Source organism: Paenarthrobacter sp. E2MeOHC11 (assembly GCF_058744955.1).
This window is the reverse complement of record NZ_CP196673.1, coordinates 4,566,178-4,590,753: the sequence shown is the minus strand read 5'-3', so window position 1 is coordinate 4,590,753 and position 24,576 is coordinate 4,566,178. Positions and strand designations below refer to the sequence as shown.

Sequence of the window (24,576 nt, the reverse complement as noted above, 5' to 3'; positions counted from 1 at the left end):
TGAAAATGGTTCCGGGCTCAGTGCCCGGAACCATTTTCGGTTAAAGCCCGAAGGGTCCTACAGAACCTTATGGCGCGGCAACTGCGAAGGTGTCGCACTTGTTGATGTCGCCTGTGGTGTACCCCTGGTAGAACCATTTCTGCCGTTGCTCGCTGGAACCGTGCGTCCATGATTCAGGTGACACCCGGCCTGTAGCCGCCTCCTGGATGCGGTCATCCCCAACGGCGGACGCGGCCGAGAGCGCGTCCTGCAGGTCTTGTTCAGTCAGCGGATCCAGGAACGGCTTTCCACTGGCGTCCGTCTGCGTAGTAGCGTGGCGAACCCACAATCCCGCGTAGCAATCAGCCTGAAGTTCCACCCGCACCGCACCGGACTGCGGGCCTTGCGGGTCCTGCTGGGCTAGGTCCAAATTTCCAAGGATATTCTGGATATGGTGCCCGAATTCGTGTGCCACAACGTACTCCTGTGCCAGGGGGCCACCCGAGGAGCCGAACCGGGTCACCAATTCGTCGAAGAAGCCAGGGTCGAAGTAGGCAGTGGTGTCCGCCGGGCAGTAGAACGGTCCAACGGCGCTGGTGGCCGCACCGCAACCGGTGTTCGTAGCCTCGCTGAAGATCACGGTCTTGGGCCGCGGGTATTGAACGTTATAGTCGGCAAGGTAGCCGGGCCAGAAAGCGTTGAGGCTGTTGACTGTTCCTGTGATCCGGCAGTCCAATCGCTTGTCGGCGTCGGCACCGGTCTGGCACTCCTGGACACCTCCGGCGCTGCCACCGTCGACGGCGGGTGGCTGGCTCCCGCCACCGGTCAGGTCTCCGAGGACATTGGGATTGACCCCGAGCAGCACCAGCAGAAGCACCACGATGCCGCCACCAATGCCACCGCCGATTTTGGTCCCGCGGCCCAAACCACCACCGCGTCGGTCTTCTACCTGGGAAGGGTCAAGCTGCGCCCCGTCATTGAAACTCATACAGTCAGAATAGACGTCACTTTTGGTGCCCGGTGCCGGACACTGCCGTAAAATTGTATGGATGCCTTTCCTGGACAAACTTCAGCTCTGGGCCGATGAGCGCCCCCACGACACCGCCGTCGTTGTGGGCAGCAGCCGGCTCACCTGGGCGGGACTCCGTGACGCCGCAGCGACCTTGATCGGCGACGCGGCGGACATGACCGTTCTCGCAGAACCAAACTCCAACCGCTTCATTGAGCGATACGTGGCGGCGGTGGCCGGGGACCGTCGTTGTGCGGTGCTGGACCCGGAATGGCCGGCGCCCATGATCGACGAAGTAGCGTCGCGCATCGTTGGGCAGGGGGCGGCATCAGATACGGAGCTGGTGGACGGAGATCCCTCCACTACTTTCCTCATCGGCCTGACCTCCGGCACTACCTCTGTTCCGAAGGCTTTCACCCGCTCCCGCCGCTCCTGGCAGGTGTCGTTCGAGGCGTCCATCGAATTCTTCGGCCTCTCACAGGATGACCGCACGTTGGCACCGGGTCCCCTTTCCGCCAGCCTCAACCTCTACGCCCTCTCCGAGTGCCTCTACGCGGGTGCTGCTTTCCATACGCTGGAATCGTTCGACGTCGGAGACGCACATGCCGCCATCAGCCACGACGGCATCACCCGCCTCGTGGTGGCGCCAACGATGCTGCGATTGCTCAGCGAGCGGGGGTTGGCCGGCGACGTCGATGCATCGGGTATCCGCAGTATCGTGTGCGCCGGCTCCAAACTGGACGCCCGGACGTTGGAGGCCGCCAGGCGGTGGGCCCCACGCGCGTCTATCTACGAGTACTACGGCGCCTCCGAACTTAGCTTTGTCTCCGGTACCCGGCTGGCCGCCGGTGAACCATTGGACGCCAGGGGCACCGGCATCGGCTTGCCCTTCCCGGGTGTGGAATTGTGCATTCTCGACGACGCAGGCCAGGCTCTTCCCGATGGGGGGCACGGCAACATCAGTGTCCGCAGCGGGATGGTCAGCAACGGTTACCTTTGGGGCGACGATGGACAAGCCCTCCGGTGCCTGGACGGGTGGTACACCGTAGGCGACCAAGGATTCCTTGAGAATGGCGTCCTCCACATTCTTGGCCGCCGTTCCGACATGATCATCACGTCGGGAAAAAACGTCTACCCCCACGAAGTGGAACTGGCACTGGCTTCCGTGCCCGGCATAGATGTTGCCGTCGCTGCTGGTGCGCCTGACGATATTCGCGGCCAGAAGGTGATTGCCGGCGTCGTGCCTTCCTACGGTGCGGTCACCGCCACCCAACTTCGCAGCGGCCTGGACGGGTTACTGGCACGGGACAAACGGCCGTTGCAGTACTACATGTTGTCGGAGCTGCCGATGACGGACCGTGGCAAGGTCAGCAGGAAGGTCCTCCTTGACTGGGTCAAGAACCACGACCCCAGGGCCCAGCCTCTTGGGTAGCGATGGCAGCGCAGCCGGGGGAGTAGCTGACGAATCCCGTCTGCCAGTGATCGTCGCGTCCCTTCGATCACCTATTTGCCGGGCAAACGGCCGTTTGAAGCATCTCCGCGCGCCTGATCTCCTTGCACCGGTATTGGGGGCGCTGCTGGAATCCCTCGCCGTGGATCCGGCGGACGTGGACGACGTCATCATGGGGAACGCTGTGGGCGGCGGCGGAAATGTGGCCAGGTACGCCGCACTCCAGGCCGGGATGCCCCTCTCCGTGCCCGGCCTCACTGTGGACCGGCAATGCGGCTCAGGCCTGGACGCGATCGCTTTGGCATCCAGGCTGGTGGCAGCCGGCGGAGATCAGCTGTATCTCGCCGGCGGCGTGGAAAGCATCAGCACCGCACCGGCAAGGGCCAACCGGAACGGCGACGGCGAACTGGACTTCTACTCCCGTGCCAACTTCGTGCCACCGCAGTTTGGCGATCCGGACATGGGTGTTGCCGCCGAGAATGTGGCCCGCGAATACGGCGTGACGAGACAGCAACAGGATGAATACGCGCTCCGCAGCCATCAACGCGCAGTTCGGACTGCCAAAGACGGTAGGTTTGCGGGCGAGATCGTGCCGATCGAAGCCAATGGAACAGTGGTGGATTCCGACGACGGACCCCGGGCGTCGCTTGCTGCGTCAACCATGGCGAGATTCCCCGCTGCGTTCGTACCCGGCGGCACGGTCACGGCAGCAAACTCATGCTTCGACGCGGACGCTGCATCCGCCGTCGTCATCACGTCCCTGAAGCGTGCACGCGCCATGGGCGCGACTGACGGCTTGTTGGTGCTCGGCTGCGACACCACGGGTGTGGATCCGCAGCTCCTCGGTATCGGCGCCGCACACGCAGCGCACCGTCTCCTGACGAATCAATCCGTGGCCGCCAACAGCGTGGACCTGGTCGAGTTCAACGAGGCTTTCGCTTCGCAGACAATTGCATGCCTGAACCACCTGGGCATCAACCCGGAGAGGGCAAACCTCGAAGGAGGCGCCCTGGCCTTGGGGCACGGCTTCGGCGCATCCGGGGCTGTCCTGGTGACCCGGTTGCTTGCCCAGGCACGCAGCCGCTACGCCAGGCAGGGCGACAGCCCCCTGGCTTTGGCGATGATCAGCATTGCCGGTGGCATGGGAACTGCGGCGCTGATGCAGTACTCGCGGCTCTAGTTTCCGAAAGCAGCGTCATCCGGCTCACCCAAACCCCGTGCAGCCAACGCATCGCCGGTCTGCCTGGCGTATGCCACGGTAGTGATGAAGACCGGCAGGATGAGCGCCCTGGGATTGCGCTCCAGTCCCCGCGCACGAGCTGAGTCCCTCACGTCTGAAAAGGCGCCGGCTATGAAGGGAATGCTCCTGAGCATCACTGCGATGGTCAAGGCAAAGCGTTCAGGGTCGGCACCAAAACGGCGGAATGGCTTGGCAAGGGCAGCCACTCCGTCCAGCAGGTCCTGCACCGGAGTAGTGGCCGTCAGCACTGAGGCCGCTACAACGCACACCAGCACGTTCAGTACGATGCGCGCAGCCGTGGGACCGCCGAGTTGCCACCACTGGAAGAGCCCGATGATAAGCACGATGGGCGCCACCAGCCAGATAGCCCTGACCAACCTTCGCGGGCCTGCGCCGGTCAGCAGGAACAAGCCGCACATGACGGCGAAGACCAGCAGGGAGATGATCCAGTCCACTATCAGGAAGGATGCCGCTCCACAGGCGGCCACCACGACGAATTTCAGCCAGAGGGGAGTGCGGTGGACGATCGAGTCTCCGGGGACATAATTGGCGATCAGGAAGCCATGGCCCCTCACTGGGGCGCCTTTCCGAGCGGTAGGTCGTCCAACGCAGTTGCGCACAAGGCACGGTAATGGGCAACGCCGGCTGCCGCGTCGCCGTCGAATACTATGCGTCCTGACTCGACCACCAGAACGCGGTCCATATCGAGGGCGAGGTCCAAGTCGTGGGTAGACATAATGACCTGCTGGTCGAGTCCGGCCACGGTTCGCCGCAGGAGTTCGCGGTTGCGGAGATCCAGCAGCGTGGATGGTTCGTCGAGGACCAATACTTTGGGATTGACGGCCAGGACTGCGGCAAGGGCCAGTAGCTGCCGTTCACCACCGGAGAGTTCGTAGATGCTTTGATCGGCCACATGCAGGAGCCCGAAGCGATCCAGGACGGCGTCTGCACGCGCAGCCCGCTCCTTGGAGTTCTTTATGGACCGGCGCAGGGAAAGCTCAACGTCTTCCCGCCCGGTGGGCATGACCAACTGGGACAGGGGATCGGTGAAGACGAAACCTACATTGCTTCGGACCCTGCGGACGGCCGACACTGTGTCATCGCCATGGACCAGGACAGTTCCACCGCTCGGTTGCACCAAACCATTCAGGAGCCGCAACAGGGTGGACTTCCCCGATCCGTTGGCACCGATGACGCCGATGCGGCGCTCGGGCAGGTCCAGGGAAAAATCGTGCAGCAGGGTTTTGGGCGTCTCGCTGCCATCGACAGCGACGCGCACCGAGACCCTGCTGAAACTGATGGAGTTCATGGAGTGATGGTTCCCGCTTTACTTGACCCGACGTAACAGGACATCCGGGAAGGCCTTATGGATCGCCATGGCGATGATCACGGCCAGGACGTTCTTAATGATATCGCCGGGGACGAAGGGAAGGTCGGCCAGGAACGCCTTGCTGAAATCCAACCGGGCGTTGACCATCATGCCAAGGACGCCGAGTCCGTGGACGATGACTATGCTGCTCACCATGGTCGCAGCAAACAACCATAGGGCACGGAACTTGACAGTCCGGCGGATGACCACCGTTGCAAGGTAGCCCGTCGCGGCGGCCGCCAGGGGGAACGCAATGATGTAGCCGGCTGACGGAGTCGCCAAGATGCCCAATCCGCTGCGGCCACCGCTGAAGATGGGCAGCCCCGCCAGGCCCAAAAGCACGTACAACCCGACGGCGGCGAAGCCACGTCCAGCGCCCAGCACCAGTCCGCTCAGCATCACCGTCAATGTCACCAGTGTGATGGGCACGCCAAGGGCACCCACAGGAATGCCAGGGACAATCGAGGAGGCCGCCACGAGGGCCGCGAAGACCGCGATGAGCCCGAGGTCGGTGGCAGTCCAGCGTTTGCGGGAAGTCGGGTTGTGCTGCCCAACGGCAGCGTTGGTTTGGCTCATGACGGGTCCAATCAGGTGCGATGCGAATCAGGTGCGATGCGATGAATGCGGAGCTTTCTCCCCCTGTTCTTGAGAATACGGATGCCGCAGGACCGGATTTTTGGAGCCTTTCCACAACGCTGGCGGGTAGTTCTTTGGCGGGTGGCACAGTTTTACCGTTTTTGGGTCGATGTCAGCCTGCGGCCGGGGTGCCGGTAGACTTGAACAGGCTGTTCTCACAGCCACACTCCGCCGCAGTTAACGGACCCACCGGTCCCCGCGCGCGTTCCCCATTGAAAGGCATCACCCGAATTGATTACCGTCCAGGACCTCGAACTCCGCGCCGGCGCACGCCTGCTCATGGACCAGGTTAACTTCAGGGTGGACAAAGGGGACAAGATCGGACTCGTCGGCCGCAACGGCGCCGGTAAGACCACCCTCACCCGGGTCCTCGCGGGTGAAGGCCTTCCGGCCGGGGGTAAAGTGACCCGCAGCGGCGAGATCGGCTACCTGCCGCAGGATCCCCGGACGCCGGACATGGAGCAACTCGCCCGCGACCGCATCCTTTCCGCACGCGGGTTGGACGTCGTGGTCGGCAAGCTCAAGAAGGCCCACGATGACATGGCCAGCGATGACGCAGCTGTTCAGCGCAAAGCCATGAACCGCTACGACCGCCTTGAAGCAGAATTCCTGGCTGGCGGGGGCTACGCTGCCGAGGCTGAAGCCGCCGCAATCTCCTCCAACCTTGCACTGCCGGACCGGCTACTCAACCAGCCGCTGAAGACCCTTTCCGGTGGCCAGCGCCGGCGTGTGGAACTGGCCCGCATCCTGTACTCCGATGCGGAGACGCTGCTCCTCGACGAACCGACCAACCACCTCGACGCCGACTCCATCACCTGGCTTCGTGACTTCCTGAAGAACCACCAGGGTGGCTTGATCGTGATCAGCCACGACACCGAACTTCTCGAAGCGACGGTGAACAAGGTTTACTTGCTGGACGCCAACCGCGCCCAGATCGACTACTACAACATGGACTGGAAGCGCTACGTGCTCCAGCGCGAAACGGACGAGCGTGCCAGGAAGCGCGAGCGTGCCAACGCCGAAAAGAAGGCCCAGGTCCTGATCGACCAGGCGAACAAGATGCGGGCCAAGGCCACCAAGGCAGTGGCCGCCCAGAACATGGCCAAGCGTGCTGAACGGCTCCTGAGCGGCCTGGAGGCCGTGCGCGAGAACGACCGCGTGGCCGCGTTGCGCTTCCCGGATCCTTCACCCTGCGGCAAGACCCCGCTGACCGCGGAAGGCCTCAGCAAGTCCTACGGCTCGCTGGAAATCTTCACGGATGTGGACCTGGCAATCGACCGTGGCTCCAAGGTGGTAATCCTCGGCCTTAACGGTGCCGGTAAGACCACGTTGCTGCGCATGCTGGCCGGCGTTGACAAGCCCGATACCGGGGACATCATCCCCGGTCATGGCCTCAAGGTGGGCTACTACGCCCAGGAGCATGAGACCCTCGACGTCGACCGCACGGTCCTGGAGAACATGCGTTCCTCTGCGCCGGACATGAAAGATGCGGAGGTCCGGGGAATCCTGGGCTCATTCCTCTTCTCCGGTGACGACGTCGACAAGCCTGCAGGCGTCCTCTCCGGCGGCGAGAAGACCCGTTTGGCCCTAGCCACCATCGTGGCCTCCAGCGCGAACGTCCTGCTCCTTGATGAGCCCACCAACAACCTGGACCCCGCCAGCCGCGCGGAAATCCTTGGTGCCCTCAAGAACTACAGCGGCGCCGTCGTCATGGTCAGCCACGACGAAGGTGCTGTGTCAGCGCTGAACCCGGAGCGCGTTGTACTGCTCCCGGACGGCGTGGAGGACCACTGGAACGAAGACTACCTGGACCTGATCACGCTGGCGTAAGCCTGGGGTGGGCCGCCAGCGGCTATCGAACCTGGAGTTCTTCAGCGTTGGTGATAGCCCTTAGTTCTTCGTAACTGATGGAGAACATGGAGTTGTGGTCTCCGGCTCCGGCCCAGAGGACAGGGTGTTCCTGGAGCGACGTGTCCAGGATGGTCCGGAGTTTCCTGGGGTGGCCCACTGGCGCTACTCCTCCTACTTCCTGGCCCGTGTGCTCCAGGACGAAATCCGGCTTCGCCCGGCGAATTCTGCCGGAACCCAGTTGATTTGCCACCAACGATGTATCTACCCTGGCAGCGCCGCTTGCAAGGATGAGCAGTGGTCCGCCGTCGAGCTCGAAGATCAGGCTGTTGGTGATTGCCGCCACCCCGCACCCCAGGACTGTCGCAGCGGCGGCCGCCGTCGGAACTTTGTCCGCGAAAATCCGAACCGTGTCCTGAGCGCCGGCTGCCGTCAAAGCGGACCTTACATTGGCGACGGGATCAGGTCTCGTATCAGTAGCCTTGGGCATCCAGGATTGCGTCTTCCTCTTCTTCGGACGTGGCGCGCTTGTTCTTCCGCGGAGCAGGGGTGCGCTTCTTCGGCGTACCACCGGCGGCTATTATCTGCTCGTCCTCTTCGTCTTCGGCGTCAATAGCCGCATTGCGGGCCTGTTGCCGTGCGGCATAACCGAAACCGATGAACATCAGGACGCCGAAGGCGAACCATTGCAGGGAATAGGAGAGGTGCGTTCCCTCCTCGGTGGCCGGCTTGGGGAACGGCGTTGGCATCGGCTGCACGGCTGGATCTTCACTGGCGAGTTGCCCGTACGCACCAGTGGCTATGGGGTAGGGAAGTTCGCTGGAGAAACTCGCCAAGTCGATCGAAGCGATCTGCCCGTCTACTGCGCCGCGGTCCAACTTGGGTTCGGCGGGCTTGAGCCGGGCTATCACCGTGACCTCGCCCGAAGGGGGTGCCGGAACGACGTCGGGACGGCCGGGAGTGTTGTTGCCAATCGGCAGCCACCCGCGGTCAATCACCACTGCTTCGCCTGTGGTCAGGCGGAAGGGAACCACGACGTCGTAGCCTGGCTGCCCGTTCAACGGCCGGTTACGCACAACCCGCTGGCCATCGAGGTCGTAGCTGCCACGGAGCTGAACCTGCGTCCATTCCCGTTCAGGATCCAGGGTGTCGAACTGGTTCTTGATCTCTGCGTAGGGGATGGGAGTGGCGGAGTAATTGCTGACCACGCGATTGATTTCTGCCAGCGTTTCGGCCCTGCGGTCCATCTGCCAGCGGCCCAGAAACACGCATGCCGTAGCGAAGATGACAGCCAGAACGAAGTACCCCAGCCATTTGCTGGAGAAGAGGAAACGGTACATTCAGCCGGCCTCGTTCGCCGCGGCATCGGCCTCCGTGAAGGGTACGGTTTCCTTCCAAAGGCTGCGCGTTTGCAGATAGTCCTCCAGCCACTCACGGTGGTCTCCACAAGAAAGCCACACTTTGCGCCGCTCGGGGGTGTGGATGCGGGGATTGTTCCACAAGAGTTGCCACTGGGCATGGGATCGGCAGCCCTTGCGGGAGCAGAGCGCGGGGCCGGTGGCCCGTGCGGACTCCTGGCCGGCCCCACCTGGGCCAGCAAGACTAAAAATGTTCATGAGGCCGCCCGTTCATCGCCGGATTGCCCGGCTTCGCTTGCATGACCCGTCGATGGGCCCTCTTGTTTGGTCGGTTGTTCTTCATCCACCAGCTCTCCCTGGAGCACAGTGGGCGCGTCCGACGGTTCTTCTTCAGGCTCGGTGGAACGTTCGATCTCAGGGACTGCAACGTAGTCCAGCAAGGACTCGCTGTGATCCTCGGCCTTGTCGTTGCCGTTGGCGATGACCACGGCGATCCACGGAAGGAACACCGCCCCCGCAATGGCAATGATCTTGAACCAGCCATCCACCACGAATATGAGGACTATGCAGACCATGCGGATGCCCATGGCCACCGCATACTTGATCATGCGCTCACGCATGTCTTCAGAGTGCGCAGCAGCCGCATCCGTGATGCTGTGGACTTCGGGGTCGCCGGAAACAGCATCCGGCTCCCCGGGCACTTGCTGCAGGGGACTGTTTTCTCGTGTCACAACTGAATCATCACGCTCCAAAGGCCTTTATCAATTCTCTCACCAAGGCCGTAGCGACCCAAACCGCGCAACGTGATGGCTACCCACGGGTTCCAGCGGGCGGCGGATAAGATCGAGACAGGAAAATCCCTCTTCAAAGCGGCAAGCGTGTGCCGCAGAATTTCGGAGCGAAAGTATGTCTGAAGCAGTATCCACCGGCCGCAGCGTCCTCATCACCGGAGGCAACCGCGGCATCGGCCTCGCCATTGCCGAATCGTTCCTTGCCAACGGAGACAAGGTCGCCGTCACCTACCGCAGTGAAACAGACCTCCCTGAAGGCATCCTGGGCGTCAGGGCCGATGTCACGGACGAAGCATCCGTGGACGCTGCCTTCAAGATTGTCGAAGAAGCACACGGCCCCGTTGAAGTACTGGTGGCCAATGCAGGTATTACCAAGGACACACTTCTGCTGCGCATGAGCGAAGACGACTTCACCTCTGTCCTGGATACGAACCTCACCGGGGCGTTCCGCGTCATCAAGCGCGCGTCCAAGGGCATGATCCGCCTTCGCAAGGGACGTGTGGTTTTGATCTCGTCCGTCTCCGGCCTCTACGGCGCGCCTGGCCAGATCAACTACTCCGCCTCCAAAGCCGGAATGGTAGGCATTGCAAGGTCGCTGACCCGGGAACTCGGCAGCCGGGGGATTACAGCCAACGTAGTAGCACCGGGCTTCATCAACACTGACATGACTGCTGAACTGCCGGAGGAAACCCAGAAGTCGTACCTGGCCAACGTACCTGCAGGACGCTTCGCAGAGGCCTCCGAAGTAGCAGACGTAGTTCGCTGGGTGGCCAGTGACGAAGCCGCCTACATCTCCGGCGCCGTCATCCCGGTTGATGGCGGCCTGGGCATGGGGCACTAGCCCACTAGGCTGCACCCCCGTTTTTGTCCGAGGCCAACAACTGAATTCATCGTTGCCGCTGGCATGATGGAAGTCGAGGCCACGGAATTTGGATGAAGTGAACAAAAGGAGCATGAATGGGAACGCTGGATAACAAGACCGCCATCGTCACGGGATCATCGCGCGGAATTGGCGCCGAAGTTGCCAAGATCCTCGCCGGCGAGGGCGCCGCCGTCGTTGTGAACTACCGGCAGAAGGCGCCCCGCGCCAACAAGGTTGTGGCGGACATCAAGGCAGCTGGGGGTCGCGCAGCTGCGGTGGGCGCAGACCTGACCACCGATGAAGGTGTCCATGCCCTCGCCAGCACGGCCATGGAGGAGTTCGGTTCCCTCGATATCCTGGTGCTCAACGCCTCCGGCGGTATGGAATCCGGCATGGAGGAAGGTTACGCACTCAAGCTGAACCGCGACGCGCAGGTCAACATGCTCAATGCAGCTGTTCCGCTCATGCCCGAAGGATCGCGTGTCGTCTTCGTCACCAGCCACCAGGCACACTTCGTTGAGACCGTCCCCACGATGCCCGAATACGAGCCCGTGGCCAAGAGCAAGCGCGCCGGCGAGGATGCACTGCGTGCCCTCCTTCCCAATCTTGCGGACAAGGGCATCTCGCTGGTGATTGTTTCCGGTGACATGATCGAGGGCACCGTTACGGCGACCCTGCTGGACCGCTCCAACCCGGGAGCCATCGAAGCCCGCCGCGCCGAAGCGGGCAAGCTGTACTCAGTGGAGGAATTTGCGGCTGAGGTAGCCAAGATGGCCACCGCAGAAGTTGAATCCGGACACACCGAATACGTTGGTGGCGCCGACTACTTCGGTAAGGCTGCCGAGTAGAAGAGCCTCGACAGCAGCGGCCCGGGACGAATGTCCCGGGCCGCTGCTGTTTAAGCGACAGGCCAGCCCATGGCAACGCCATGAAATAACGATTCTCTAAATAATCACGATTTTTGCGTCACGAAATGGAGTTTCTTGTTTCACCTATTTCCGTTTTGCATTTCCGGAAATCATCTGGTTGACTCTCAAAGGCGCCCCAATGAGTAATTGTCAGCATGCTGCATAAACCCGCAATGGGGAGTTTATGCCACAGTCCACCGCCCCAGGCATGATGCTGGAAAGCTTTGCCATGAACTCTCAGGGGCGGCTATCGTCCCCTGGGATTAGGAGCTTTCTTGGACCTGTTATTGCATGCTGAGGATATTCACGCCTCGTACGACCAGCGGCGCATCCTCAAAGGCGTTGGGCTTTCTTTGCATCGAGGCGAGATTCTGGGGTTGATCGGAACCAATGGTGCCGGCAAGTCCACCTTGATGGGCGTCTTGGCTGGATCCCACAAGCACGACCTCGGACAGATCACTCTCGCAGGGGAGATTTACGTACCGGACTCCATCGCAGAAGCGCAAGCCTGCGGAGTCGGTTTGATTCCCCAGAATTTCCGGATCGACCCCGGACTGACCATCACCGAAGCAATATTCCGCGGCACCTTCCAGTCCGGAAAGTCTCATGATGAACTCCGCGACCAAGCGGCCGGACTGATCCGGGAAATAGGCGTCAGCATGGATCCGGATGCCACCGTCGGAACACTCATCCGTGCCGAACAGGCGCTCGTGGAAGTTATGCGCATGGTCGCCGAAGAAGCCCAGCTCGTGATCATGGATGAAGTGGCTGCTTCACTGCCGGATCATGACGTCGCCGTATTGCATCAGGTGCTAAGGATGCTGACCCGTCAAGGCCGGGCGATCATCTACATCACCCATCGCCTCGATGAAGTCAGATCCATTGCGCACCGGATTGCCGTCATGCGGGACGGCAAGGTACACAAGACACTGGAAGCCAGCCAGACCGACGTCGGGGAACTTGCCTTCCTCCTGCTTCAAAAGGAACTGGAGAGAGTCGCCAGGCCCACAGATCCGGCGGCCGCCGACGAGGCGTTGCGGATCGCCAACCTCAGCGTGGGGGACAGGGTCCGCGATGTGACATTCAATGTGGCCAAGGGCGAAATTTTTGGCCTCGTCGGGACCCACCGGTCCGGCGTGCACCAACTGGTTGAGGCTCTGGCAGGTGTTGGTCCAAGCACGTCAGGGCAGATCCACCTGCACGGACATCAAGTACAGATCCGGGGGATCCAGGACGCACGGCGCTTGAAGATCGGCTATTCTCCGGATGCGGCCGACGACTACGAGTACGGAGCCCGCATTGCAGACGGGCTTCAACAAGGCTCAGACGGGGGCAGTGACAGCCTCCAGGACGAGATTTCCCAGCTTCGGGGCGTGGCTGATGTTGTACACCGCATGCGCATCAACACCACCAACATTCAAGGCGCGATCTCCACACTTTCAGGAGGTGACCGCCAGAAAGTGCAACTCGCCAGATGGATGTCCACCAACTGTGATGTACTCATCCTCAGCCATCCCAGCCGTGGAATCGATATCGGGGCAAAGGAGGTCGTGTACAAGATGCTCACGGAGCTCAGCAGCACTGGCGTGGCAATCATCCTCCTGTCCTCGGACCTGTCCGAAATGGTCAGTTGGTGCCATCGGATTGGCGTCATGCGCGACGGCGAACTGGTCACCATCGAGGCCAACGCCAATACCAACGAGGATGTCCTGGTGCATCACATGTTAGGTGTGAAGTTTGAATCGGGTAGCGCCGACGCCCGGCGCGTGAAGAACTAGCCCAATGAAGAAACCATAGGGGCGGCCGCACATGCTGCGGCCGCCCCTATGGTTTCGTGCACGAATCAGATGGAAACTGCCTTGGCGATGTTGCTGAGCTTGTGGCGCGCCAGGGCCAGGTTCGCGTAAGTACGGTCAAGCACCAGGTACACGAAGAGTCCCTTGGACCCTGATGAGTTCAGGACGTTGATCAGGTGATACTGGGAATCCAGCGTGATCAGGATGTCTTCGATATTGCTGTCCAATCCAAGGTCGGCCATGGTGCGGAGCTTTGAACTCACAACGTTGGAGTTTCCTGCTGCGGCAACACCGAGGTCGAAGCCGGGGTTGCCGCCCTGGGCGAGTGCCATCCCACTGGAGTAGTCAACGATGGCCGCGCCTGTGGCGCCTTCGATGGACAGCAGTTGTTTCGTAGCTTCATCAAGCGAGCTCATAAGAAATTCTTCCTGTTCTGTTGTGTCATCACGGGTAGCAATGGAGTTCGCCCCGGTGCGGGACTGTTGATCCTGGAGGATTTCGTGGAGGGGAGTTGTGCGCTCCCCGTCGGAGGCCCGACTGTATTCGAACGTCTCAAATTCTTCGCGACGTTTCCACCATTTCCACGTACGCTCCGAACGGTTCACTTCCTGCCCTGCACTTCCCTCATCCCGGACTGCCGCGTACTCCACGGATTTCCTCGTCAAGTTATTCACTTTACACATCAATTATTCATGAAGGCATGAAATCATCGCAATTTAAGCAAGGCAAATAATTGCACCATCCGGAATTAGTGACAATTTGATAAATAGTTCAAATTGTCGCGTCACGAAATGGGCTTGGCCGTTTCTATGCGTCGATGGGTACGCGGAAGGCGGTACCCCATTGGGCACACGAAAGTGACCGCAGCAGGGGTTGGAACCGGCGGGAAGGGAGACGAGCAGTTATCCAGACATGGTCCGGGGTGATTCCGAGTCAGACGTTGGCGATATGCCGGACCGCGTCGAGGAATGGCATGTTGATCGCGGCGTCCGCAACCGCGCGAACGGCCGGTTTGGCGTTGAACGCAACGCCAATGCCGGCGGCACTGAGCATGTCGAGATCGTTGGCACCATCGCCCACCGCAATGGTGTGTTCAAGGCTGATGCCCTCGGCGGCTGCCCACTCACGCAAGTACTTTTCCTTGGCCGCACGATCGATAACCGCACCGAGGACCTTACCGGTCAACGCGCCGTCGACAATTTCGAGTTCGTTGGCAATCCAATAATCCAGGCCGAGTTCCTCGGCAATAGGACGGAGGATCTGGTTGAAGCCACCGGATACAACGGCAACCACATGGCCGGCATCCTTGAATGCGGACACCAGTTCTGCCGCACCGAGGCTGAGGCGCACCTCTTCTCGTACTGAGTCGACGACGTCGACCGGCAGGCCCGCAAGGACGGCCACCCGGGCGTGGAGACTCTGGGCGAAGTCCAGTTCGCCCCGCATTGCAGCCTCGGTGACTGCGGCGACTTCCTCGCGCTTGCCGGCGTGGGCTGCCAGCAGTTCGATGACTTCCTGCTGAATCAGCGTCGAATCAACATCCATGATGAGGAGCTTCCGGGATGCTTGGCGCAGGGTTTCGGGAACTATGGCCGTGTCGATTCCGGCACTGGCCGCGGCAGCCACCTGTCGGCGGACTTCTGCCAGGTCCGTTGCCGTATCCGAACCTCCAGCGAGTCCTGCCGTGAACACACCGAAGCGATCGTCCCCGCCCTGTGATTCGGATGACACTGCGACTCCGGCGTCGGCAAGCACCTTCCTGACATTCTCCAAGGATTCGGGGGTCAAATTCACGCCATAGCTGACTGCAGCCAAGTTCGAAGTCATGGCCTCAATCCTACTGAGGGCGCTCCGTCCATCCGAATTCGTTTCACCTCGGAATCGCAGGAAACCACCGGTTATCAGTCATGTGCATTTTTGTCCTAGTGTCTACTGCTATGAGTGATGTTCTGGAATTGGCTTCCGTCAGCGTTGTCCGAGGCAAGAAGACCCTGCTGGACAAGGTCGACTGGGAGGTCAACGAAGGGGAACGCTGGGTCATCCTGGGCCCCAATGGCGCAGGGAAGACCACCCTCCTGCAGATTGCGGCCGCCCGCCTTCATCCGAGCAGTGGCAAAGCCGGGATCCTGGACGAAATCCTGGGCCGGGTGGACGTCTTTGAACTCCGCCCCCGCATTGGCCTCTCTTCAGCAGCACTTGCTACCCAGATCCCCGAGCATGAGAACGTACTGAACGTCGTGGTCACCGCCGCGTACGGGGTCACGGGCCGTTGGCGGGAAGGATACGACCGCGACGACGAACGCCGCGCCTTTGCCCTCTTGAATGACTGGGGGATGGGTCCTCTCTTGAACCGGACCTTTGCCACCCTGTCCGAGGGTGAGCGCAAGCGTGTGCAGATTGCCCGTGCACTCATGACGGATCCGGAACTCCTGCTCCTGGACGAACCCGCTGCCGGCCTTGACCTGGGCGGGCGGGAGGAACTGGTCCACAAGCTTGGCGAACTCGCCAGCGACGAAGCAGCTCCTGCCATGGTCCTTGTCACCCACCACCTTGAAGAAGTGCCGCCGGGATTCACCCATGCCATGCTGCTCCGCGAAGGCGGAGTGGTGGCTGCCGGTCCCATCAAGGAAGTTCTCACCGACGAGCACCTCAGCAACACCTTCGGCCTTGCCTTGGATGTTTCGGAAAACGCCGGCCGCTACACGGCCACGGCCCGACGCTAGAGGGGCTCTGTAACTTACTGTGGAGATTCTTAGCAGCATCCTGGTCTTTTTCGCGGGCTTGTGGGCCGGCACCATCAATGCCGTAGTCGGCTCCGGCACGCTTGTGACGTTCCCCGTACTGATAGCACTTGGCGTGACACCGGTTGTCGCGTCCATGAGTAACGCCATGGGCCTGGTGGCTGGAACGGCCGCAGGAGCGTGGGGTTATCGGCGTGAGCTGGCGGGCCGGGGAAGGCAGTTGATGAAGCTGCTTCCGGCCTCGCTGCTGGGCGGCATCACAGGCGCGTGGCTCTTGCTGCATTTGCCGGAAAAGGTCTTCCATTTTGTGGCCCCCGTCCTTTTGGTGCTGGCCCTCCTGATGGTGCTGTTCCAGCCAAAGCTGCAGGCGTGGATTCGTAGCCGGGAACAGAATCCAGAGCATGCCATCCGGGACCGCAGCCACGGGATCCTCCTGGTGGTACTTGTGTACCTTGCCGGCGTCTACGGCGGCTACTTCGTGGCTGCGCAAGGGATCCTGCTGGTGGGGATTCTCGGCGTGTTCCTCACAGGGACCATGCAAAATGCCAACGCCATGAAGAACATCCTGGTGCTGGGCGTCAACATGGTGGCAGCCATCTCATACCTGATCTTCGCCTTTGACCGCATCAACTGGCTGGTGGTCCTGCTCATCGCCGTGAGCTCCACCATCGGCGGGCTTGTTGGTTCCAAAGTGGGCCGGAAGTTGTCCCCCAAGGTCCTCCGTGCAGTCATCTTCACGCTCGGCATAGTGGCCCTTGGCTTCATGATCGCCAACCTGCTGAAATAATCAACCGGTGACCTTCCACTATCTCGAGTCAGCCAACGACCCCAGGGTGACGGACTACACCACCCTCACAGATGTACACCTCAGGAAGTTGCGCGAGCCACGGGAAGGCATGTACATCGCCGAATCCTCCAAGGTCCTCCGCCGGGCACTGGCGGCAGGCCATCAGCCCCGTTCCTTCTTCCTGGCGGAGAAGTGGCTTGAAGACCTCGACGACGTCTTCCGGGCATACCCCGACGTCCCGGTCTTCATCGGCAAGGCTTCGTTACTGGAGGAGATCACCGGATTCCACCTGCACCGAGGGGCAATGGCGGCAATGCACCGGCCGAGCCCCGTTCCGTTGGAGGTACTCCTGGCCAACGCGAAGCGGGTCGCTGTGCTCGAGGACATTGTTGACCACACGAACGTAGGGGCGATCTTCCGGTCGGCCGCGGCCCTGGGCGTGGATGCCGTCCTCGTCTCGCCGCGGTGCGGCGATCCCCTGTACAGGCGCAGCGTACGTGTCAGCATGGGCACTGTCTTCCAGGTTCCATGGGCGCGGCTGGAAAGCTGGCCGGGGGACCTGGACCGGCTCAAAGAGCAAGGCTTCACTGTGGCCGCCATGGAATTGACGGCTGATGCCATGGACCTGGACGACCTCGCGGCAAGGAACTTCCCCAAACTCGCACTGGTGCTGGGAACCGAAGGTGCGGGAATGAGCGAGGAAACGCTCGCCGCCGTCGACCTCGCCGTTAAAATTCCGATGCGGGCAGGTGTCGATTCCCTCAACGTTGCCGCCGCCTCGGCAGTGGCCTTTTGGGAACTCCGTCCACGCGACTGATTGTGGTTCGTATGGCGGTGTGGTTTCCGCTATGATTGGTTGTTGGCCCGGCAGCTGGAATGTCCGCATTGCAGCAACCAGACCACCTCCATTCATACCTGGCAGCTGGCAAAATCCAGTTGCGTGAACAAAAGGTCCCATTATGAAGTCTGATATCCACCCGAAGTACGAAGCTGTTGTCTTCAACGACCTGGCTTCCGGTACGCAGTTCCTGACCAAGTCCACCGTGTCTTCCTCGAAGACCATCGAGTGGGAAGACGGAAACACCTACCCGGTTATCGACGTCGAAATCTCTTCGGAGTCCCACCCGTTCTACACGGGCAAGCAGCGCATCATGGACTCCGCTGGCCGCGTCGAGCGCTTCAACGCCCGCTTCAAGGGCTTCGGCGGCAAGAAGTAACCCACTTCACCCCAAGGCTTTCAGAGGCCCGCATTGCCGGATTCCGGCAATGCGGGCTTTTGCGTTTTCCGGCAAGATGGAAGGCATGACTTCCCAGCCCGTATCTGACACTGAAAACCACGACGACGGCGCGCGCCTCCACGGTGAGTATAAGGTTCCAGGCGGAAAACTCGTGGTGGTGGATCTGGAAGTTGTGGATGGTCGCTTCGCCGACGTTTCGCTGAGCGGGGATTTCTTCCTGGAACCCGATGAAGCGCTGCAGGATATCAACACCGCGCTCACGGGTCTCCCGGATAACTCAACGGCAGCAGAAATCACCGCGGCGGTCACCATGGGTCTGCCCGAAGGGGCCGTGCTGTTTGGGTTCTCCGCGGAAGCCGTGGCCGTAACAGTCCGCCGCGCACTGTCCAAGGCGACGGGCTGGGCTGACCACCAATGGGACGTCATTCCGCCCTCAGTCCTGCCCACCCAGGTCAACGTTGCCTTGGATGAAATCCTCACCGAAGAAGTCGGCGCTGGGCAGCGTAACCCCACCCTGCGGTTCTGGGACTGGGAAGAACCGTCCGTAGTCATCGGCAGCTTCCAATCCGTTCGAAACGAAGTGGACCCCGAGGGCGTTTCCCGCCACGGCATCACGGTGGTGCGCAGGATCAGCGGAGGCGGAGCCATGTTCATGGAGGCCGGCAACTGCATCACTTACTCCTTGTATTTGCCGCAGACCCTCGTGGACGGCATCAGCTTCGCCGACTCGTATGCGTTCCTTGACGCCTGGGTTATGGCTGCCCTGGAGAAACTAGGCATCAGCGCCTACTACGTACCCCTCAACGACATCGCAACAGACCAAGGCAAGATTGGCGGAGCAGCGCAGAAACGGCTGGCCAACGGCGGCATGCTTCATCACGTGACCATGAGCTACGACATCGACGCCGACAAGATGGTTGAGGTCCTGCGTATCGGCAAGGAGAAACTCTCTGACAAGGGAACCCGGAGCGCCAAGAAACGCGTGGACCCCCTGCGACGCCAGACCGGACTCGCCCGCACCACCATCTTGGCCGCCATGCAGGAGGTTTTCATGGAGCGTTATGGAGCGGTGGAGTCCCGCCTCACCGAGGCGGAGCTCGGTGAGGCGAAGAAGCGCGTGGCAACCAAGTTCGGCACCACCGAATGGCTGAACCGGGTGCCGTAACCCCGTTTTGCGGCGGGGCCTAACCTATGGCGGCCTAACCGTTGGCGGCCTGCGCCGTGAGGGCCCGAAGCAGGTGGCTGCGCTGCTCGATGATGATGCGGCGCAACGCCCTCGGAGCGTCCGGGTGGGACTGCAGCCACTGGTCCGTACGGACAAGGACCGGATGTTCCGAAGGCCGCATGCCATCCGCCAGGTCCTGGGCACCCGGGTACAAGCCGCGTACAATCCTGCCCGCGATCTCGATGCTGCGCTCCGCCCATACCCTTTCAAGGCACTCGAAGTACGGCTCAACATAGGGTTCCAGCATGAATCCAGGGCCGATGGCAAAGCCGGTGATCGTTGCACTCAGGATCTCGTTGGAAAGTCCTGTGCTGTTCACCGCGGAATCCCAAGCAGCCGCCTTCACCGGGACCTCCGGGATGGCGGCCGTCGCCAGCGCGTGGCCTTCCCGGCCTGAAGCTGTCTTGTCTGCCTGGAGTTCCCTGTCCAGTTCGGCCCTTGTCGCCTGCCCCTGGGCAGAGAGGGCCTGCCAGAGGCTCCACCGCAGTTCCGCGTCGACAGCCAGTCCTTGAATAACGGTGCCGCCCTCCAGGATTCCCCGCAGGAAGGGAAGTTCGCTGTCTCCGTTCCTGGACACTTCCGCCAAGGTCCTGGCCCAGGCCAGCTGCTGGTCGGAACCCGGAACCGCTGCCTTGATATTGGCGGCCACCACTGCGAGGAAGTCTTTGCGCACCTGTCCGCGTGCCGAGACCGGGACGTAGCGTTCGATAGCGCCGGAGGCATTGCCGAGAACGTTCAACAAGACGCCGATTCCAGTCTCCGATGGAGCAAACTGCTCCACCGCGGCAACATAGCGCGCTGCCGGCGTGACGCCGTCGCGGGCAGAATCCCACAGAGCGGTCCAGCAGAGGGCCCGGGCCATCGGGTCGGTGATTTTGTCGAGTGATGTCCGAACGGTGTCTTCGGAGCTGGGGTCCAGCCGCACTTTGGCGTAGCTAAGGTCATCGTCGTTGACCAGAAGCAGGGCAGGTCGTGGCTTTCCGGCCAGTTCAGGTACCAAGGTGCTGGGCCCTGAGACGTCAACCTCGACGCTCTCGGACCGGACAAGCTTTCCCGATGCATCAGGTTCGTACAGGCCAAGCCGCAAGCGATGGGGACGGAGTTCCTGATGGCCCGTGATGGGATCGATGGCCTCCTGGCTCAGCGTCACGGCGCCAAGGACCCCTCCGTCTTCTACGATCCCGGCCGAAATAGTGGAGATGCCGGATGTCTGCAGCCATTGGCGTGCCCATTCCCCAAGGTCCCTTCCCGAGGCAGTGCCGAGAGCTTGAAGGAGGTCTTGCAGGGAGGTGTTGCCGAACTCGTGATCGCGGAAGTACTGACGGGAACCGGCAATAAACGCCTCGAAGCCGACGTAGGCCACTAATTGCTTAAGGACCGATGCTCCCTTGGCATAGGTGATGCCGTCGAAGTTCTGTTTAGCTGCCTCAAGGTCCGGTATGTCGGCAACAATCGGGTGTGTTGTGGGCAGCTGGTCCTGCAGGTAGGCCCAGGCTTTGCGCTTGTTCGCGAAGTTCACCCACGCGGTGTCCCAGCCTGTGGCCCGGTCCACGCCAAGTGTCCCCATGTAGTCAGCGAATGACTCCTTGAGCCAGAGGTCGTCCCACCAATTCATGGTCACGAGATCGCCGAACCACATGTGGGCCATCTCGTGCATCAGCGTATTGGCACGGGCCTGGTACTGGGCATCGGTGGCGCGGGAGGCGTAGACGTACTTCTCAGTGAAGGTGACGAGGCCGGGATTCTCCATGGCGCCGAGGTTGTATTCGGGCACGAAAGCCTGATCGTACTTTCCCCAGGGGTACGGGTAATCGAAGAGGTCGTTGAAGAAGGCCAACCCGCTCTTGGTCAATCGGAAGAGTTCATCGGCATCGAATGACTTCGACATGGACGCGCGGCAGAAAAGTGCCAGCGGCACATCAAGGCGGGTGCCGTCGTCGAGGGTTGTTCCCCAGTGGTCTGTCGCCTTGAAATAGGGTCCGGCAAGCACAGTGGTGATGTACGTGGACATCCGTTTGGTGGTGGCGAAGTCCCACTGCGAAGCATCGTTCGTCAGTGCTGTCCGGGCCAACTCCACACCATTCGAAGCCACCTCCCAGCCGCTCGGAGCGATCACGTGGAAAGTAAATTCGGCTTTGAGGTCCGGCTGTTCGAAATTGGCGAAAACGCGGCGGCTGTCAGCCGGTTCGTACTGGGTGTAGAGGTAGCACTGGCCATCAGCGGGATCGACAAAGCGGTGCATACCTTCCCCGGAGCGGCTGTAGAGTGCCGTTCCGGTCACCGTCACCGTGTTGTCGGCTGCGAGGCCCTCCAGGACGATCCTGTCGCGGTCAACCACTGACCCAACGTCGAGCGCCTGGCCGTTCAACACGACCGACCCCACATCTCCGCTGATGAAATCCAGGAAGGTGGCAGAGCCAGGCGTTGCAGAGAAGGTGATGGTGCTGGTACTCAGGTAGCCGGGGACTGCGGGATCTTCCGCGTCGCGGACGTCGAGGGTGACGTCGTAGCTGTGGGTGGTGATCAGGGCTGAACGGGTGGCGGCTTCATCGCGCGACAGATTGTGATTCGACACACAGCTATCTAATCATGATCAGGGCGGCGCCCAAGCCCAGCGATGCGATGAGCAGCCACGAGCCCAGGGCCACCAGGACGGCACGCCCTCCGGTGTGGATCAGGGTCCGTACGCGCACGGCTGATCCCAGTCCAAACAGCGCCGTCGCCAGGAGGATGTCCTGGCCGGCCGCCGCGATTTCCAGTGCTGAAGGGGACGCCCAACCCATCGAGCGGACCGCCACCAGGGCGAGGAAACCCACCACGAAAAGCGGAATGATCGGCGGGAACCTTCCGTCGGTTGGGGCGCTTCCGTCAGCGTCACCGTTGGCCCGTTCCCTGACGTCGAGGAATCGCTGGTGCAACCCTGCCGTGGCGGCAACCGGCGCCAGCAGGACAACCCGCGTCAGTTTCACGACGACGGCGATGGCCAGCGCCGATGTCCCGGCAGTTTGCGCTGTGGCCACCACTTGGCCAACATCATGAACTGATGCTCCCGTCCATGCACCGAACTGCTCTGGACTCAGGTTCAGAGGATGCATGAGCAGGGGCAGGACGCCAATGGCCAGAGTGCCGCACAGGGTCACCAGCGCGACCGGCAACACGGTGTCCTGGTGCTTGATGCGCCGCACGGCAGCCATGGCTCCAATCGCCGATGCACCGCAAATGGAGAAGCCCGTGGCAATCAGCAATGCTGCTTCTCCCGGAAGGCGCAGCAGGCGGGCCAGGCCGTAGGTCCCAGCGAAGCTGAGCAGCACAACGGCGGTGATCAACAGCAGCGCCAGCCAGCCAAGGGCGAGCACGTCGCCGATGCTGACCTTCAGTCCCAGCAGGACGATGCCTGCACGCATGAGGTGTTTCCCGGCGAAGTCCAGGCCCGGGCGGGCGCGCCCCGCCGTCAACACCGCGGTGCCCGGTATATTTGCTGAAAGCAAGCCCAAAGCAACAGCGAGCGTCATGGCGGGTACCGCCGGAAACACGGCGTGGATGGCGAAAGCAACACCGGTCGCGGTGATGCCGAGAACCAACCCAGGCCCCAGCCGGGAGAGTTGGGGCGCAAGACTGTTGAAGGGCATGCCTCAACCCTGCCGGATGGGGGCACGGAAAGGCGAACCGGGAGTCTCCGGAAACCGCGACACAATCAGCGCGAAATGCGCTCGACTCAAAAAGGTGATTGTCTAATTCCCATGTCTGACCTATTCCAGGATTACTCCGAGGCTGCTGCACGCAGCGGCGCCTACGACGAGATGTTTGCCCCCGGCCACGTGGCTAGAAAATCCTACGGTCAGGTTTCCGGTGCCCTGCGCGAGCTTTCCCTTGCCGATGTCACCGCGCGTGCGGACTCGATGGCACGAACCTTCCTGGACCGCGGTGTGACCTTCGACTACGCGGGGGAGGAGCGGCCGTTTCCACTGGACATTGTTCCCCGAGTCATTCCGGCCGATGAGTGGGATGTTCTGGAACGGGGCGTCGCCCAACGGGTCAAGGCCCTTGAGGCTTTCCTGAACGACGTCTATGGCCGTATGGCCGTGGTGACTGACGGCGTGATTCCCCGGCAACTCGTGACGACCAGCGCGCACTTCCACCGGGCAGTCCACGGTTTTGAACCGTCAGGCGGCGTCCGCGTTCATGTCTCGGGCATTGACGTCGTCCGGGATGCGGCCGGGACGTTCCGGGTACTCGAGGACAACGTCCGCGTTCCATCCGGCGTCAGCTACGTCCTTGAGAACCGCCGGGCCATGGCCAAGGGCTTGCCTGAGGCCTTCGGTCAGCAGCACATCCGGCCCGTAGAGGAATACCCGCGCCGGCTCCTCTCCGCACTCCGTAAGACAGCTCCGGCGGGTGTGGACGATCCGACAGTGGTTGTCCTGACGCCGGGCGTGTTCAACAGCGCCTACTTTGAGCACACGCTGCTCGCAGGGCTCATGGGCGTGGAGCTGGTGGAAGGCCGCGACCTTATTTGCCGCGGCAACCGTGTCTATATGCGTACCACGGCAGGTGAACAGCGCGTGGATGTCATCTACAAGCGCATCGATGACGACTTCCTGGATCCCCTCCAATTCCGTTCCGATTCCATGCTCGGCTGCCCGGGCCTGGTCAATGCCGCGCGCGCCGGAGGAGTGACCATAGCCAACGCTGTGGGCAACGGCGTAGCCGACGACAAGCTCGTGTACAGTTACGTGCCTGACCTGATCCGGTACTACCTTCACGAAGAGCCGATCATCGCCAACGTCGACACTTTCCGGCTCGAGGAAAAGGAAGCCAGGGAGCATGTGCTGGACCGCCTCGATGAACTCGTGGTCAAGCCGGTGGATGGCTCAGGCGGCAAGGGATTGGTCATTGGACCCGACGCCACGAAGGAAGAACTCGACGCCTTGCGTAAGCGGGTCATTGCCGATCCGCGAGGATGGATCGCCCAGCCTGTACTCCAACTCTCCACTGTGCCGACGCTTTCCGGGGACAAGTTCGGCCCCCGCCACGTCGACCTCCGCCCCTTCGCGGTTAACGACGGCGATGACGTCTGGGTCCTGCCCGGCGGCCTCACCCGTGTGGCACTCAAGGAAGGCTCCTTGATTGTGAACTCCAGCCAAGGCGGCGGTTCCAAGGACACGTGGGTGTTGGCTGATTCACCGCAGATGCCCGCTGAGATCGTCCCCCGGCAGTCCGTGACCGTCCGTGAACAGGTATCTGTGTGGCCCGTGGAAACCAACTGGCGTGACCGCCAAACGGAGCAGCAGCAGTGAACCCGATCCACCACCACTTGAACTTCGACATGCACCACGCGA

At 61.7% G+C, this 24,576-nt stretch carries 24 protein-coding genes; 12 read left to right on the top strand and 12 right to left on the bottom strand.

The features are described from left to right. Positions 1-67: 67 nt before the first annotated feature. Positions 68-967 (bottom strand): KPN_02809 family neutral zinc metallopeptidase, encoded by a 900-nt coding sequence (ypfJ, locus tag ACSSVG_RS21275; protein ID WP_231341629.1) that lies wholly within the window; start codon positions 965-967, stop codon positions 68-70. A gap of 61 nt (positions 968-1,028) precedes the next feature. Between ypfJ and ACSSVG_RS21270 the strand changes: the two genes are divergently transcribed. Further along, complete coding sequence (locus ACSSVG_RS21270; protein WP_492416165.1) at positions 1,029-2,420, top strand: class I adenylate-forming enzyme family protein; 1,392 nt, start codon at positions 1,029-1,031, stop codon at positions 2,418-2,420. Then, a complete protein-coding gene (locus ACSSVG_RS21265; protein ID WP_492416163.1) occupies positions 2,413-3,618 on the top strand; it encodes a thiolase family protein in 1,206 nt (401 codons plus the stop codon). The genes ACSSVG_RS21270 and ACSSVG_RS21265 overlap by 8 nt, the downstream gene beginning before the upstream one ends. On the opposite strand, the gene ACSSVG_RS21260 is transcribed toward ACSSVG_RS21265, so the two are convergent. From ACSSVG_RS21260 to ACSSVG_RS21250, 3 genes are read right to left on the bottom strand one after another with little or no spacing between them, the layout of a single operon-like run. After that, complete coding sequence (locus ACSSVG_RS21260; RefSeq protein ID WP_231341632.1) at positions 3,615-4,253, bottom strand: energy-coupling factor transporter transmembrane component T family protein; 639 nt, start codon at positions 4,251-4,253, stop codon at positions 3,615-3,617. The genes ACSSVG_RS21265 and ACSSVG_RS21260 overlap by 4 nt on opposite strands. After that, positions 4,250-4,987, bottom strand: coding sequence for an energy-coupling factor ABC transporter ATP-binding protein (locus tag ACSSVG_RS21255; protein ID WP_492416161.1), 738 nt, complete (start codon positions 4,985-4,987; stop codon positions 4,250-4,252). The genes ACSSVG_RS21260 and ACSSVG_RS21255 overlap by 4 nt, the downstream gene beginning before the upstream one ends. An 18-nt stretch (positions 4,988-5,005) precedes the next feature. After that, positions 5,006-5,623 (bottom strand): biotin transporter BioY, encoded by a 618-nt coding sequence (locus ACSSVG_RS21250; protein ID WP_492416160.1) that lies wholly within the window; start codon positions 5,621-5,623, stop codon positions 5,006-5,008. A gap of 291 nt (positions 5,624-5,914) precedes the next feature. On the opposite strand from ACSSVG_RS21250, the gene ACSSVG_RS21245 reads away from it, so the two are divergent. Continuing rightward, positions 5,915-7,513, top strand: coding sequence for an ABC-F family ATP-binding cassette domain-containing protein (locus tag ACSSVG_RS21245; protein WP_231341635.1), 1,599 nt, complete (start codon positions 5,915-5,917; stop codon positions 7,511-7,513). Between the two features lie 22 nt (positions 7,514-7,535). Here ACSSVG_RS21245 and ACSSVG_RS21240 read toward each other — a convergent pair whose 3' ends face one another. Genes ACSSVG_RS21240 through ACSSVG_RS21225 form a run of 4 tightly spaced genes read right to left on the bottom strand, consistent with a single transcriptional unit; the run spans position 7,536 to position 9,641 of the window. Next, positions 7,536-8,021, bottom strand: a complete 486-nt coding sequence (locus ACSSVG_RS21240; protein ID WP_492416158.1) for a YbaK/EbsC family protein — start codon at positions 8,019-8,021, stop codon at positions 7,536-7,538. Continuing rightward, positions 8,005-8,871 carry an SURF1 family cytochrome oxidase biogenesis protein gene (locus tag ACSSVG_RS21235; protein ID WP_492416156.1) on the bottom strand — a complete coding sequence of 289 codons (867 nt, stop codon included), beginning with the start codon at positions 8,869-8,871 and terminating at the stop codon, positions 8,005-8,007. Before ACSSVG_RS21235 ends, ACSSVG_RS21240 begins: the two co-directional genes overlap by 17 nt. Next, entirely contained in the window at positions 8,872-9,147 is a 276-nt protein-coding gene (locus ACSSVG_RS21230) for a hypothetical protein (protein WP_492416155.1), read from the bottom strand. After that, positions 9,144-9,641, bottom strand: a complete 498-nt coding sequence (locus tag ACSSVG_RS21225) for a DUF3099 domain-containing protein (protein ID WP_231341639.1) — start codon at positions 9,639-9,641, stop codon at positions 9,144-9,146. The genes ACSSVG_RS21230 and ACSSVG_RS21225 overlap by 4 nt, the downstream gene beginning before the upstream one ends. 154 nt (positions 9,642-9,795) lie before the next feature. Between ACSSVG_RS21225 and fabG the strand changes: the two genes are divergently transcribed. The 3 genes from fabG to ACSSVG_RS21210 all read left to right on the top strand — a co-directional run bounded on the left by fabG (position 9,796) and on the right by ACSSVG_RS21210 (position 13,228). Next, positions 9,796-10,521: a 3-oxoacyl-ACP reductase FabG gene (gene fabG / locus ACSSVG_RS21220; RefSeq protein WP_231341640.1), complete on the top strand. Its 726-nt coding sequence runs from the start codon at positions 9,796-9,798 to the stop codon at positions 10,519-10,521. A 116-nt stretch (positions 10,522-10,637) separates the two neighbouring features. Then, on the top strand, positions 10,638-11,390 hold the full coding sequence (locus ACSSVG_RS21215; RefSeq protein ID WP_253468242.1) for an SDR family oxidoreductase: 753 nt from the start codon (positions 10,638-10,640) through the stop codon (positions 11,388-11,390). Between the two features lie 335 nt (positions 11,391-11,725). After that, positions 11,726-13,228 carry a sugar ABC transporter ATP-binding protein gene (locus tag ACSSVG_RS21210; RefSeq protein WP_492416152.1) on the top strand — a complete coding sequence of 501 codons (1,503 nt, stop codon included), beginning with the start codon at positions 11,726-11,728 and terminating at the stop codon, positions 13,226-13,228. Positions 13,229-13,293: 65 nt separating this feature from the next. Here ACSSVG_RS21210 and ACSSVG_RS21205 read toward each other — a convergent pair whose 3' ends face one another. Together ACSSVG_RS21205 and serB are read right to left on the bottom strand one after the other, a co-directional pair. Next, the gene (locus ACSSVG_RS21205) at positions 13,294-13,911 is read right to left on the bottom strand and encodes a hypothetical protein (protein ID WP_231342137.1); all 618 of its coding nucleotides are present in this window, start codon (positions 13,909-13,911) and stop codon (positions 13,294-13,296) included. A gap of 268 nt (positions 13,912-14,179) precedes the next feature. After that, positions 14,180-15,073 (bottom strand): phosphoserine phosphatase SerB, encoded by an 894-nt coding sequence (serB, locus tag ACSSVG_RS21200; protein ID WP_492416150.1) that lies wholly within the window; start codon positions 15,071-15,073, stop codon positions 14,180-14,182. Positions 15,074-15,183: 110 nt separating this feature from the next. Here serB and ACSSVG_RS21195 point away from each other — a divergent pair, with 110 nt between their 5' ends. From ACSSVG_RS21195 to lplAB, 5 genes are all read left to right on the top strand, one after another. Continuing rightward, positions 15,184-15,969 (top strand): ABC transporter ATP-binding protein, encoded by a 786-nt coding sequence (locus ACSSVG_RS21195; RefSeq protein WP_492416148.1) that lies wholly within the window; start codon positions 15,184-15,186, stop codon positions 15,967-15,969. A 19-nt stretch (positions 15,970-15,988) separates the two neighbouring features. Beyond that, positions 15,989-16,774, top strand: coding sequence for a sulfite exporter TauE/SafE family protein (locus ACSSVG_RS21190; RefSeq protein ID WP_253468245.1), 786 nt, complete (start codon positions 15,989-15,991; stop codon positions 16,772-16,774). Positions 16,775-16,781: 7 nt separating this feature from the next. Continuing rightward, positions 16,782-17,591, top strand: coding sequence for a TrmH family RNA methyltransferase (locus ACSSVG_RS21185; protein WP_231342133.1), 810 nt, complete (start codon positions 16,782-16,784; stop codon positions 17,589-17,591). A 142-nt stretch (positions 17,592-17,733) separates the two neighbouring features. Next, positions 17,734-17,991: a type B 50S ribosomal protein L31 gene (locus ACSSVG_RS21180; protein ID WP_017200906.1), complete on the top strand. Its 258-nt coding sequence runs from the start codon at positions 17,734-17,736 to the stop codon at positions 17,989-17,991. Positions 17,992-18,076: 85 nt separating this feature from the next. Next, on the top strand, positions 18,077-19,177 hold the full coding sequence (gene lplAB / locus ACSSVG_RS21175) for a lipoate-protein ligase LplAB (protein WP_253468246.1): 1,101 nt from the start codon (positions 18,077-18,079) through the stop codon (positions 19,175-19,177). 34 nt (positions 19,178-19,211) lie between these two features. Here the strand turns inward: lplAB and pepN are convergent, their stop codons facing one another. Together pepN and ACSSVG_RS21165 are read right to left on the bottom strand one after the other, a co-directional pair. Then, positions 19,212-21,812 (bottom strand): aminopeptidase N, encoded by a 2,601-nt coding sequence (gene pepN / locus ACSSVG_RS21170; RefSeq protein WP_492416144.1) that lies wholly within the window; start codon positions 21,810-21,812, stop codon positions 19,212-19,214. Between the two features lie 4 nt (positions 21,813-21,816). Next, on the bottom strand, positions 21,817-22,866 hold the full coding sequence (locus ACSSVG_RS21165) for a YeiH family protein (protein WP_231342127.1): 1,050 nt from the start codon (positions 22,864-22,866) through the stop codon (positions 21,817-21,819). Positions 22,867-22,977: 111 nt separating this feature from the next. Between ACSSVG_RS21165 and ACSSVG_RS21160 the strand changes: the two genes are divergently transcribed. Continuing rightward, entirely contained in the window at positions 22,978-24,534 is a 1,557-nt protein-coding gene (locus ACSSVG_RS21160) for a circularly permuted type 2 ATP-grasp protein (RefSeq protein ID WP_231342126.1), read from the top strand. Positions 24,535-24,576 lie beyond the last annotated feature (42 nt).